Source organism: Streptococcus sp. LYSM12 (genome assembly GCF_004569635.1).
Lineage (GTDB): Bacteria > Bacillota > Bacilli > Lactobacillales > Streptococcaceae > Streptococcus.
The window spans coordinates 1-13,086 of record NZ_SPOZ01000039.1; the positions used below are offsets into that span (position 1 = coordinate 1).

Below are 13,086 nucleotides of genomic sequence, written 5' to 3' on the forward strand. Positions count from 1 at the left end.
AAAGACTTAATTGTTTCACCATTCTGCCGTAGCTCATAAATGTTGACTTTATCTTCATAACTCAATTTCATAAAAATAACACCCCAAAAGTTAGATTTTTTCTGTCTAACTTTTGGGGTGCGGTTCAAAAATAGCAGCTACTGTAAAAGAGATAGAAGTATATCGACTATCCAAGCCTATGTTTTTAAAATAAGCTGGATAAAAATTAGAGATAGTATCGTAGGTTAAGGCTATGAAAAAACCTGAGATGATGATGAATCGAATCTTCCTAGAAGATAAAATCGAACGAAAACCAAGTCGTAAACTAAATTTATATTCACTAATGACTTTATAGTCAGGGATTTTTAAGGATAGTTTGAATAAAGGTACTAATAAAATAAGGACAATCAAAAAAGCATAACGACTGTAACAGTAGTAAATAAAACCTCCTAACAAACTGCCAAGCAACATACTTAAAACAGAAATCCTACCGACCCTGTATATCTCATCGGAAAAGGCTACTTGTGAAGTCTCTTTAGAAATCCATGATTCAAAACTACCCGAAAAAATGATTCCGATAAAGCCCATAAAGATACCGCACAAGCTACTAGAACGATATTTTTAGGAATAACAGACCCCAAGTTATCGCAGCTAAACATACAGAGCTAATCATTGAAAATTTTATTCCATATTTATCACCTAGTATCCCGAAAGGCACCTCTGTCATAAACTTTACGGTTTCGTAGATGGCACTGATGAATCCTATATAAGATCCAAATCGGTATATATAAACCAGAAGCAAGCCCTCTAATAATTGTAAATTTTTTATATCAGACATTATTTCTACACCTCCACTAAAATTCCTATCCCTTTCCTTCAAAGGCTTCTAGGCTTTTAGGAACAGAGCCACGCACTCTGTATGGTCTTGTCTTTGGTAACATACAATTTAACGATTTACAAATCAAGGGTGTTTCAATAAGAACTTATCCTTCCCTTTAACCCATCTACTGCTGAGGACAGCTAAAAAGCCTTGGAAACTACTTATTCCAAGGCTTTCTTTGTATTCTATTGTATCAATTTCCTTATTCCGATTTCTGTTGCAACTGCTGCTAGTGTCATTTTATATCCCTCTATTTCTTAGATTACCAGTTCAATCTCATAAAGTCCTTCATTTCTTGATAGGCTAGGTCTACCCTTGCCTTGGTTGCTTCATCCAATATATGACGGTGCCTCCCTCCTTCAATGAAATCCTCAAGGACAAAGGTTTGATAGGTAAACAAATCTCCCTCTTCTTTAGGCACTCGGCTAACCCAAGTGGGATGTACTTTCGCAGTCTGAATACGTGCTTTCCCGTCTTTCTTTTCAATCATCACATCCATTAAGACCCCACGCTCGGTCCATTGGGCATTAGGAACACCCTCCATGGTTTCCATGCGCTGATTGGATAGAAAATTCCCCATCGAGTAGACAATAAGCTTACGTTCTCCATCTTTTTCAATGATTTCTGTCGGTTCTACCACATGAGGATGTCCTCCAAAGATAATATCTGCTCCCCATTCCACCATTTGACGGTAAAGCGTCACTTGTTCTTCAGTTGGCTCTAGCTGGTATTCAACCCCCATTTGCGGCATAACAACCGTCACGTCTGCTTCTATTTCTGCTCGCTCTATTTCTGATTTCATCCGCTCGAGATTTAAGTCAGACATGTAGTTATCATATTCTTCTTGGGAGAGATTTTCCTCCATATCATTAAAGCCATAAGCATAGGCAAGGACTGCTATCTTAATCCCATTGACTTCTTTCACATAAATAGGCGCTGTTGCACGATTCCCATCACGGTAAACTCCCACTGTATCCACACCGACCTGTCTAAAAGCGTCAACGGTGGATATCAAGCCTGGCAGGTGCGAATCAAGAATGTGATTGTGGGCTAAGTCAACCAAATCATATCCCGTCTGCTGAATGGCATTGACAACCGAAGCAGGCGTATTAAACAAGGGGTAGCCACTCAAAGGATAGTCCGCTGAAATCGTTCCCTCAAAGTCTGCTATAGCAAAATCCGCCTGTTCAATCCAAGGCTTGACATAGGTGAAATTTTCAGTAAAATCATATTGACCATCCGGCTGCTGTGCACTCCAGTAGATGACATCATGGTAGAGCAAGTCCCCATGCGCCATGATTCTTGCTGTCTGAACTACTTGTTCCTGCGAAACAGGGGGTTCTTCTGCTACTGCTGATTTCACGCTAGAAGAGGGGCTTGCAGATACAATAGATAAAAAGCGAGTCCAGAGTACTCTTCCACCAGCGACAACTCCTGCTAATCCAACCACTACTAACAGCAGTAAAAAAACATCGCCAATCCATTTCTTACGTTGCTGACGTCTGCGTTTGCCGATGCGATCTCGTCTTCTCCTCATCATACCATCCTCCTTTCCTCCAGTATACGCTATTCTTACTGAAAAAGCTAGGTAATAGCTATGAAAAACAGGTGAAATTCTTTGATTTTCACCTGCAAGATGTGAGGACGTTAAGAAAATGTAAGGAAAATAGAAAATACGACGAAGAAGCTCCTAATATTTATCTTTTTTCCGAGATTTTAGCCCTAGTTCAGTTACATCAAGATACAAGGGCTTTGACACGAGTTTCACTCGTTTTATCTCCCACCTTCAACAGTCTTTTTGGACTGTTGAAGCGAGCAAACGAAAAATAGGAGGCTAACGCAGAGTCTGTAGACTCTAGGAAACCTATACCTAAAGGTAGCCACAGTTGTAACGAGCTAAAGCTAGAACATCTGTGTTTCTTTTTTACATAGCTCGTAGGCTGTGTCGCTTACATCAAGCCCCCCTTTTAAAAAACTCAAGGTATAGTCTTTTAGTTTACTTTTAGTACTAGGCAAGGAGCTGCAGGCTGTACTAGAGTACGGCAAAGCGAGGTAACGAAGTAGTAAAAGATAAACGAAATGACTATAAAAATCAATTCTCCCTTTGGTTTAGAGGAAACTAGCTCTCTAACCTTTCACAATTCTTCATTGTGAAAACAAGTCAGATGTTGATTGTATAGAGTGTGTCTTGCCCGTATCAACCACTATCGTCAAATGGGCCGCTTGAGCGTCACAAAAAGAGCTAGCATTCAGAAGCATGAAGACTAGCTCTCGTCACATCAAACTGTTTGATACATTTGTTTATATGTACATCTTTCTAACTGATTTTACAAACTCTGTCAACTGCGAAAGCAAATGCTAACCCAGATACTGCAATTTCCCACGGAAATCATCTAGACTATCATAGCCCTTTTCTTTCATAATAGCTTGTAATTCTGCTGTAATACGCTCAAATGCCATCACACCTTCCTTATGTAGAGCAGTGCCCACCTGCACCATGCTAGCACCGCAGAGAATATGTTCAAAAGCGTCACGCCCCGTCGAGACGCCACCGGTTCCAATGATGTGGATTTCTGGTTTCAAACGCTGATAGAAAGCATGCACATTCGCCAGAGCTGTCGGCTTGATATACTCGCCACCAATTCCCCCAAAGCCATTTTTAGGACGGATAACCACCGATTCATCCTCAATGTACAGTCCATTTCCAATCGAATTGACACAGTTGACAAACGCAAGTGGAAATTGATTGAAAATCGCTGCTGCTTGATCAAAATGTACCATGTCAAAATACGGTGGTAACTTAATGCCCAAAGGCTTAGTAAAGTAACTGAATACCTCTTTTAAAATAATTTCTGTCGTCTCAAAATCATAGGCAATCTGAGGCTTTCCTGGTACATTGGGACAGGACAAATTCAATTCCGTCAAGCCCTTGAAATCACTCTCTTCAACCTTTTTCAGAATCGCATGTGTTTCCTCCTGAGACATGCCAACCAAAGATAAAAAGAAAGTCCGAGTTGGCTCTTTTTTCTGCAAATCCAAGAGATAGTTCAAATAGTAATCCAAGCCCTGATTTGGCAAGCCCATGGAATTGATTGACCCAAGTGGTAAGTTCCGATAGCGTGGCTCTGGATTTCCGACCCGCTCTTCTAAGGTTGCAGTCTTGGTCACAAACGTTCCAGCCTGTGAGTTTTTAACTTCCTCTAACTCTGCAATGGTCATGCAGGCTACTCCTGCTGCATTCATTAGGCAGTTTTCAAAGCTACTACCTGCAATTTGTGTCTTGGTTGATGGCATACTGTCCTCCAAAATCCTTATTTTATCTATTCTATCATAAAATCTTGCTAAAAAGTAGCCTATACCGCCTCCTTTACACGCCAAAGGCATGAAATGATTCTTTCAAATCTTTATTTATTAATCAATCCTATAGAGAAACCCAATATAACCTCTCTACTTTTTAGAATATACCGACTGTTGAACTTCAATCTGCGCAGTAGCTAACTGCTTCCTTTCTGCATTTCATTGGTGACGAACCTTACAACGAAGTGGCAAGCAACTTCTGTTCGGTTATCTATTTTTCTTTACATTTTCTTAGCCCCTCACATCTTAATGAAACATAGAAGAAATTAGTATTTTACGGGTATGAATTTTTAATATTTTACTTTACATTTGCATCACTTGGTGCTATAATAACACTCATAAACATTAAATTGTCTGAATTTTTAATATTCAGATCGCTACTCTCTAAAAGCTACTCTCTGATTTAACTTCCACATTTGAAAGCGATGGCAAGAAAGAAGATGGTTTTTACGAGTATCATTCTAATTAGAAAAGGTGAGATAATCTTATGACAACTGCCAAAGAATATATCCAGCAATCATTTGAAGCTGTAAAAGCACGAAACCCTCATGAAACAGAGTTTTTACAAGCTGTTGAAGAATTGTTCAACACGCTTGAGCCTGTTATCGAAGCACATCCAGAATACATCACTGAAAACATCTTGGCTCGCATTGTTGAACCTGAGCGCATCATTAGCTTCCGTGTGCCATGGACAGATAAAGATGGGAAGCCTCAAGTGAACCGTGGCTACCGCGTTCAATTTAACTCAGCGGTAGGCCCTTACAAAGGAGGGCTTCGTTTCCACCCGACTGTTAATCAATCCATCTTAAAATTCCTTGGTTTTGAGCAAATCTTCAAAAACGTCTTGACGGGCCTGCCAATTGGTGGTGGTAAAGGCGGGTCAGACTTTGACCCGAAAGGCAAGACTGATGCGGAAATCATGCGTTTCTGTCAAAGTTTTATGACAGAACTTCAAAAACACATCGGACCATCTCTTGATGTCCCAGCTGGTGATATCGGTGTCGGTGGTCGCGAAATTGGCTACATGTACGGTCAATACAAACGTCTCCGCCAATTCGATGCTGGGGTCTTAACTGGCAAGCCTCTTGGCTTTGGTGGTAGCTTAATTCGTCCAGAAGCAACTGGTTACGGTCTTGTCTACTTCACCGACAATATGCTTCAAGCAAATGGCAAATCATTCAAGGACCAAACTGTTCTTATTTCTGGTTCTGGAAACGTGGCACAATTCGCTGTTCAAAAAGCAACGGAACTCGGTGCCAACGTCATTTCTGTTTCTGATTCAAATGGTTATATCATCGATGAGACTGGTATTGACTTTGATCTCCTTTGCGAAATCAAAAACAAGCGTCGCGCTCGTCTGACAGAATATGCTGCTGAAAAAGCAACAGCTACTTACTATGAAGGATCTGTTTGGTCTTATGACGGAAAAGCAGACATCGCCCTTCCATGTGCGACCCAGAACGAGATTGATGGTGAAGCCGCTACTCGTCTCGTGAAAAACGGGGTTTTCTGTGTAGCTGAAGGAGCAAATATGCCGTCTAACTTAGATGCTATTCACACCTACCAAGAAAATGGGGTTCTTTACGGACTAGCAAAAGCTGCGAATGCTGGAGGCGTTGCTGTATCTGCGCTTGAAATGAGCCAAAACAGCCTTCGTCTCTCATGGACAGCTGAAGAAGTGGACAATCGCTTGAAAGACATTATGGCTAATATCTTCAACACTGCTAAAGAAACAGCTGAGAAATACAACCTTGGTAAAGATTACCTTGCTGGTGCTAATATCGCTGCCTTTGAACAAATCGCAGATGCTATGATTGCACAAGGCTTGGTATAATTTACCATTCTGCTATAGTCTTTTAGTACTAGGCAACGAGCTGCAGGCTGTACTAGAGTACGGTAAAGCCAGTTAACAAAGTAATAAAATGACTATAAGACTCCTTGACCAATTCCTACATATATGTAGCGGATTGGTCTTTTTCTATACCAACAGGACTTTTGGAAAACCCGCACAATCGTTGTTATAGTCTTTTAGTTTACTTTTAGTACTAGGCAACGAGTCGCAGGTAGTACTGGTGTACAGCAAGACGAGTTAACGAAGTAATAAAAGATAAACGAAAGGACTATATAGTCTTTTAGTTTACTTTTAGTACTAGGCAACGAGCTGCAAGCTGTACTAGAGTACGGCAAAGCGAGTGAACGAAGTAATAAAAGATAAACGAAAGGACTATACACTATTTCCACTTCAAAAAAGCTGAAATACTATTGATACAGTGTAGGGCATTGACTTTAGAAATCATGTCGTTGAGTATGTAACAGAAAATCACACTCCACTATAGGTGACTTTTTTGAGGCAGAAACACTATAACTTAGAATAACATCACCACCGGTAAGATTTTAGCCAAAAAGGATTCGCGTATGGTGAACGAAGAGGTAAGCTTTCACAGATACGTTTTGGGCTATTGCTGGAATCGTATTTATCCTTGGTTCGACCTTGGAGATGTTGCAAAAAAAGTAGGGACGATATTGTCGTAGAAACCCTTGTATCGCATTCTTATTTCAAGAAACCATAGAAAAAGGACTGCACAACAGTCACTGACAATCTATTATAGCCGTTTCGTTTATTTTTAGTACTAGGCAAGGAGTCGCAGGTAGTACTGGAGTATAACAAGACGAGTGAACGAAGTAATAAAAATATAAATTAAATGACTATATCAAAACGAGAACTCTATCCCAATACAAAAAGCCTATAAAAGGAAAAAGCGGGAGTAGAACCCAATAAAGATTTTAAAATCTCACTAGTTCTTATCCTCGCTTTGGTAGTTATAAACTTTCTTCCCGCTGAAAATTCCACACATTGCCCTCATACATCAAACGGTAGTTGGAGGCTTTATCCACTCCATAAATGAAAGTGTATTCACCTTTTTCCTCTGGATCGATTTTCTTTTTCAAGGGAACATCATAGGTCCGATTGTCAAGAGTATAGACAGATTCAACTTCATCGCTATCACTATCTTGTGACCCAAATAAGAAACTGCTCCGCTCATCAAAATATAGGGCTTTCGTTGTTGGATTTTCTACCTGAACTTTCACGACCAACGCTTGGTCATAGTAAGAATCATCCAAGTCTATCCTGGTATCCATCTCCATCGATTGCACGATTAGCTCCAAGCCATTTTGTAATTTTACCTCTTGACCTACTTCTTTTTCTAACAACAGACCTGATTCTGTATTTTCATACGTTTCATAGGTATCGCTATAAGAATAGGGAGAACTCGCTATTCCCAAAAAGGTTAAAAAGAGTACATCTAAGATAAAGGCTACAGCCGCTCCTGCTATCGTTGTCCAAAACAGGGGCTGTTTGTAGAGCGGTTTTTTCCGATAATAGACATGACCGTCTTCAATGATAAATTCTTTTGGAAACATAGGTTCTCCTTTTTCTACTGATTGGTTAAATCAATCCCTGCTGCAAACAAGGCTTCTTGATAAAGAGTGTAAAACCGTTGATAGATACTGCTTTGCTGACCATTTGTCACAAAAAATTGTATCCGAAAGACAAATTGTCCATTTTCAAGCGTCTGTGGACCAACCATTTTTACATCTTTAATGGCAGACAAGCCGCTCACCTCTTTCTGATTGATTGCTTCTATCACCTGTTCAACCTTGAGCAAATCAGTTGCTAAACTAAGTGGCAAATCAATCTGTACCCGCATATCTCCCCGCGATTGATTGCTGACAACGAGAATATTACGGTTAGGGATAAAATGAAGCGTTCCATCTGCATCACGCACTTGGGTTGTACGAATCCCCACGCTAGTAACGGCACCTTGTATCTTAATTGAGCCATTGGTCAACCTAACCACCTCTCCCACATCAAACTGACGTTCTAGGAGAATGAAAAAGCCATTGACCAAATCAGATAAGAAGCCCTGTGCGCCCATCCCGATCGCAACTCCAGCAATCCCAGCTCCTGCTAAAAGACTGGAAACTGGAAGTCCCAGAATCGTCAAAATCGAATACAGCAAGAGAAAATACAAGACATAGTTCAGGCTACTTTCTAGAAGGCGCGCAATCGTCTTTTGTCGTCCACTGTCTGGGGTAGGTACCCGAAGAGAAGATAGCATCACTTTCCTAACAAAAAGGGTCGCGATTTTTTTGAAAATATAAAAAACAATGACTAACAGAACAAGCGATACTACCTTGCTCACTAACTCCATAAGCATCGCTTCTACATTAAATTGGGCTAGGTATTTGGTTAAAAAATGCACCTGACTCTCCTTCTTCTCCCATTATACCACAAACTAGCATGCGAATGACATTATCTTGATTGCTCCTACAGGGCAAACATCCGAAAGTGTTTAGAGTAAGACATACACTTTCTAGATTTCAGTGTTTCTTTTCTCTAGAAAATAGGGAAACCGGCTCTGTTTTTTCTATATACGTCTTGTATAGTCATGTAGTTTATCGTAAACTCGCTTTACCGTACTCTAGTACAGCCTGCAGCTCATTGCCTCGTAATAGGCGCCTGCGTCTGTCGCGATTACATTTATCTCCCTCTGCCAAAATAGGTCCCACTCCGATTGATGACAAGAAACCCTATTCTTGAATCTCCCTAACGCTTTAGCTTCAAAAAATCACGATATGCGGGTACTTCCTCTAATCGATAATCCTCCAGGGATAGTTCTCGAAATAAGAATGCGATACAGGGGCTTCTACTACAACATCCTATTCACTCCTACATTTATCAACGTGGTATTCCAATTAAGGTTAGGTACAATTCCTACCAATCCAATATAGAGGCTTGTTCAGGGGAGCTTGTCTATGCGGCTATCCTATAATAATACTGTTTCTGAGTTCTATGGAACCGACCACAAAACGCGGAAACCCTATCCATAGTGCTTTTATTTCGAACGACTATATCTCCTTAAAATACCGCCGGGTTTCGTAAATAATAATCGGCGATAAGGCCAATAAAGCAAGTAAATTCGGTAGTGCCATGAGTCCATTGACAATATCTGCCATAATCCAGATGACATCCAACTGAAGAAATCCTCCTAGAGCAACCATAAGAATGAAAATCAAGCGATACAGCAAAATAAACCGTGTTCCAAAGAGAAATTCAAAACATCGCTCCCCGTAATAACTCCAGCCCAGAATAGTCGTAAAGGCAAAAAGAACCAGACTAAAGGTCAAGGCAAGAGCACCAGGATTTCCAAACACGGTCGCAAAAGCTGCCTGAGTTAAAGGCGCACCTTGCAATCCGCCTACTGTCCATTGACCAGTCACCAAAATGGACAAGCCTGTCAAACTACAGATGATAATCGTATCAATAAAGGTTCCAATCATGGAAATCAAGCCCTGCTCAACAGGCTGATTAGATTTCGCAGCAGCTGCCGCAATCGGCGCCGAACCAAGTCCAGATTCGTTTGAAAAGACCCCCCGTGCAATTCCGTTTTGAATCGCTGCACGAACGCTTGCTCCTGCAAATCCCCCGAGAGCTGCGCTCGGGTTAAAGGCACTTTTGACTACCAAGGCAAGGGTCGGCAAGAGTTGGTCAGCATGCATAACCAAAAGCGCTAGAGTTGCCGTAATGTAAAGAAGCGCCATAAAAGGGACCACCTTGGTTGAAACATTGGAAATAGATTCAATCCCACCAAAGATAATGATTGCGACAATTCCCGCCAGAATGACACTGACAATCTGCGGTGAAAAGGCAAAGCTATTTTCTAGAGAAGAGGTAATCGAATTGACTTGCGCAAAAGTTCCAATCCCAAGAAAAGCTACCAAAACTCCTGAAATAGCAAAGAAAATTGCTAAAGGTTTCCATTTTTCTCCCATACCGAGCGTGATATAGTGCATGGGACCTCCTGCCACTTGACCATTGGCATCCCTGGTGCGGTATTTAATAGCCAAAAAGCCCTCAGCATACTTGGTTGCCATGCCAAAAAAGGCTGCAACCCACATCCAAAAAAGGGCACCCGGACCACCTGTCTTAATAGCAGTCGCAACACCGACAATATTTCCCGTACCAACTGTTGCGGCTAAAGCTGTACAAAGAGCTGCAAAGCTAGAAACATCCCCTTGCCCACTCGCATCATTTGACAAGATTAGACGAAATGCCCGTGGTAGTTTTCTAACTTGGAAAAGCCCCAGCCGGGCTGAAAAATAAATTCCTGTCCCAACTAAAAGCATCAGCAAAGGCGGTCCCCAAACGAGACTGTTGGCTTGTTGCAAGATTTCTAACATTCCTATCTCCTCCATATATTCCATATTACTATTTCAATCAAAACAAAAGAGCCTGACCGTGACTGTCAAACTCCGTTTTAACCATCATGAGAATAGAGATGCTGAGCGATACAACTCAAACAATCATTCTACCCATTAGCCTAGGGGAAATACATTTCCAATATCCTATGCTCTGTCCTTTTGCCTGAGAGTTTGAGTGAATGCCTTGTGCTTCACCTTGCCCCTTCGGCGCCATTACGGTCTCTCCAGAGTTCCGTCTTTCCCACAGTTGGACCGAGGTCCTCCTATGAGATGTCAACCGGTTTTTGTTTTATATTCTAGTCTTTCCATTTTTACTTCCTAATGGAACGAGGGCTATAAGCGCTTGTATCTTAGAATAGGAAATCACAATCGAATGACTCTATCAGCCAAAGCTGAAATGATTTACTTACTAGTATATCGAAAAAATGAAAAAAGGCAAGAACATTTTTAAAAAAATTTCAGCAAAAAGAAATCATTCTTATGGGTTTCTCGATTCCTTTTATTCTATCTACCCCTATTCCATTACTTCTTCCACCTCCGTGTGCCCTAGTATTTTGGTTTGCTTTTAGTATAGCCGTTTCGTTTATTTTTAGTACTAGGCAACGAGTCGCAGGTAGTTGAAATAGTTGATAACTATTTCAAGTGATAGATAAGAAAAGTGTAACTTTTCTCAATGGTACAGCAAGACGAGTGAACGAAGGAATAAAAAATAGAAACGAAAGGACTATACTAGGCATAAAGCATCTCCCCTCCTACCAAGCGGTTAGGAATACAAGAAAGCCTATCCCACGGGACCCCCTATAGGGAACAAGCTCCTAACAGCTTCAGCCAATACCTAGGAGATTGATGTCCTGTTTAACCAATACAAAGTACCCTTGTAGACCATGCTCAGTTCAACAGAATATAAAGCGATAGAGCGATTGTAGGACAGATAGCTGACTACATTACAGTAGCTAGTTCTAACGGCTTGATGCAGTAATTGTCTGACTTGCCAAGTCAAAGTAAACTAGTCCAGTAGAATCGTTTGACCTAAATCCAGAAATAACAGCTTCTGTCCATTCTTAAAATAAATGGGCAAACGAAAATTCATCGACACCCCGTTGAGGATAGCGAAGCTAACGACAAATGAAATGCAGTGATAATGAGCCACTTATCTTACCGCCTATCAGTCGAACAGATAGGTAGGCTCGGTTATGAACCTCCCTAAGAGCAAGGAGATTTTGGGATTGCCTATTGATTCTACTACACCTTATCAGTCACCTACCTGTAAACTCCTAACAACCTATACATGGACAAAAGTCTACCTAGGCCCCACGTATAACCATAGCTTCCTATCCAAAATAGACTTGATTTTTATGAAAATTCTGATATAATTGAATTATCTGAAAATTTAACCAAGGAGATGAAGCGTATGACGAAACATATCCATTGGGACGGGCAACTGTCTCAAGAGGGGCTTGATATCATCAAAGGAGATGGAGGTGTGATTGTCTGCCCTACCAAGGTCGGCTACATTATCATGACCGCGGATAAAGCTGGTTTGGAACGAAAATTCGATGCCAAAAAGCGTAAGCGTAATAAACCCGGTGTCGTGCTTTGCGGTAGCATGGAAGAACTCCGTGAATTGGCTCAAATGACTCCTGAAATTGACGCTTTCTACCAAAAACATTGGGATGAAGATATTTTACTCGGCTGTATCCTCCCTTGGCGCAAAGAAGCCTATGCCAAACTCAAAGCCTATGGAGATGGACGTGAAGAATTGATGACTGACATTCGTGGCACCTCTTGCTTTGTCATCAAGTTTGGTCTTGCTGGCGAACAAATTGCCAAAGAAATGTGGGAAAAAGAAGACCGTATGGTCTATGCTTCTTCTGCCAACCCCTCTGGAAAAGGAAATCGTGGCAAGGTAGACGGAATTGGGGAGCGTATCGAAGCAACAGTAGACCTTGTTATTGAAGCAGATGACTATGTCGCCTCTATCCAATCTGATAAAACCATCGAAACCCGTTATGAGCAAGGTGTTATGGTTTCTATGGTTGACAATGAGGGCAAGCTCATCCCGGAGCAAGGCAAGGACAGTCGCTCCATTGCACCCTGTCCAGTCGTAATCCGCAAGGGTCTTGATATTGACAAAATCATGATGCATCTCTCAGACCACTTCAACTCATGGGACTACCGCCAAGGAAAGTATTACTAGTCCATTTTATTCAAACAAAAATGATTGCCCAGCTCTGGAAAAGAAGCTGGGCTGCTTGTTATAGTCCATTTCAAACATTTAGCCCCCAAACTCAATTCTATCAAAAAAGAAACGCAAATAACAACCTCTCCCAAATCATAGCTTACTCGAAATAGAGCTTCTGACAAAAGAAAAAAGTCTGAGACCGGTGATATACTCCCCTTATAGTAGACAGTGAAAAAACAAAAATTCACTAGACACTATAAGGGGAGTTTTCGTATGTCTAAAAGAAGTCCAAAATCAGTAGAAGAAAAATGTGAAATCCTTCAGTTGTATCTGAGCCATAAGCAGTCCCTCAGTCAATTAACGAAAACCTACCAAGTGTCTGATTATACTATCAGACACTGGATGAAGCGATATGAAAGCGACG

The 13,086-nt window shown here is 41.1% G+C and carries 7 protein-coding genes and 1 riboswitch; of the genes, 2 read left to right on the top strand and 5 right to left on the bottom strand.

The genetic code is table 11. From position 1 onward, the window contains the following. Nucleotides 1-1,121: 1,121 nt before the first annotated feature. A complete protein-coding gene (locus E4T79_RS10135; protein ID WP_135029965.1) occupies nucleotides 1,122-2,396 on the bottom strand; it encodes a CapA family protein in 1,275 nt (424 codons plus the stop codon). A gap of 821 nt (nucleotides 2,397-3,217) precedes the next feature. Next, nucleotides 3,218-4,153, bottom strand: a complete 936-nt coding sequence (locus E4T79_RS10140) for a dihydroorotate oxidase (protein ID WP_135029955.1) — start codon at nucleotides 4,151-4,153, stop codon at nucleotides 3,218-3,220. A gap of 550 nt (nucleotides 4,154-4,703) precedes the next feature. On the opposite strand from E4T79_RS10140, the gene gdhA reads away from it, so the two are divergent. After that, nucleotides 4,704-6,050 (top strand): NADP-specific glutamate dehydrogenase, encoded by a 1,347-nt coding sequence (gene gdhA, locus E4T79_RS10145; protein ID WP_135029957.1) that lies wholly within the window; start codon nucleotides 4,704-4,706, stop codon nucleotides 6,048-6,050. Between the two features lie 986 nt (nucleotides 6,051-7,036). Here gdhA and E4T79_RS10150 read toward each other — a convergent pair. The 3 genes from E4T79_RS10150 to E4T79_RS10160 all read right to left on the bottom strand — a co-directional run bounded on the left by E4T79_RS10150 (nucleotide 7,037) and on the right by E4T79_RS10160 (nucleotide 10,459). Further along, nucleotides 7,037-7,639 carry a hypothetical protein gene (locus tag E4T79_RS10150; protein ID WP_135029959.1) on the bottom strand — a complete coding sequence of 201 codons (603 nt, stop codon included), beginning with the start codon at nucleotides 7,637-7,639 and terminating at the stop codon, nucleotides 7,037-7,039. 14 nt (nucleotides 7,640-7,653) lie between these two features. Continuing rightward, complete coding sequence (locus E4T79_RS10155) at nucleotides 7,654-8,436, bottom strand: mechanosensitive ion channel family protein (RefSeq protein WP_135029967.1); 783 nt, start codon at nucleotides 8,434-8,436, stop codon at nucleotides 7,654-7,656. A 691-nt stretch (nucleotides 8,437-9,127) separates the two neighbouring features. After that, nucleotides 9,128-10,459: a sodium:alanine symporter family protein gene (locus tag E4T79_RS10160; protein ID WP_135029961.1), complete on the bottom strand. Its 1,332-nt coding sequence runs from the start codon at nucleotides 10,457-10,459 to the stop codon at nucleotides 9,128-9,130. 162 nt (nucleotides 10,460-10,621) lie between these two features. After that, nucleotides 10,622-10,718, bottom strand: a riboswitch (glycine riboswitch). Nucleotides 10,719-11,891: 1,173 nt separating this feature from the next. On the opposite strand from E4T79_RS10160, the gene E4T79_RS10165 reads away from it, so the two are divergent. Continuing rightward, nucleotides 11,892-12,677 (top strand): Sua5/YciO/YrdC/YwlC family protein, encoded by a 786-nt coding sequence (locus tag E4T79_RS10165; protein ID WP_135029963.1) that lies wholly within the window; start codon nucleotides 11,892-11,894, stop codon nucleotides 12,675-12,677. Nucleotides 12,678-13,086: the final 409 nt, after the last annotated feature.

What these genes read in the sequence shown, in the direction of transcription:
- E4T79_RS10165 (WP_135029963.1), top strand. Translation starts at nt 11,892, where the DNA reads ATGACGAAACATATCCATTGGGACGGGCAACTGTCTCAAGAGGGGCTT.
- E4T79_RS10160 (WP_135029961.1), bottom strand. Translation starts at nt 10,459, where the DNA reads ATGTTAGAAATCTTGCAACAAGCCAACAGTCTCGTTTGGGGACCGCCT.
- E4T79_RS10135 (WP_135029965.1), bottom strand. Translation starts at nt 2,396, where the DNA reads ATGAGGAGAAGACGAGATCGCATCGGCAAACGCAGACGTCAGCAACGT.
- gdhA (WP_135029957.1), top strand. Translation starts at nt 4,704, where the DNA reads ATGACAACTGCCAAAGAATATATCCAGCAATCATTTGAAGCTGTAAAA.
- E4T79_RS10140 (WP_135029955.1), bottom strand. Translation starts at nt 4,153, where the DNA reads ATGCCATCAACCAAGACACAAATTGCAGGTAGTAGCTTTGAAAACTGC.
- E4T79_RS10150 (WP_135029959.1), bottom strand. Translation starts at nt 7,639, where the DNA reads ATGTTTCCAAAAGAATTTATCATTGAAGACGGTCATGTCTATTATCGG.
- E4T79_RS10155 (WP_135029967.1), bottom strand. Translation starts at nt 8,436, where the DNA reads ATGCTTATGGAGTTAGTGAGCAAGGTAGTATCGCTTGTTCTGTTAGTC.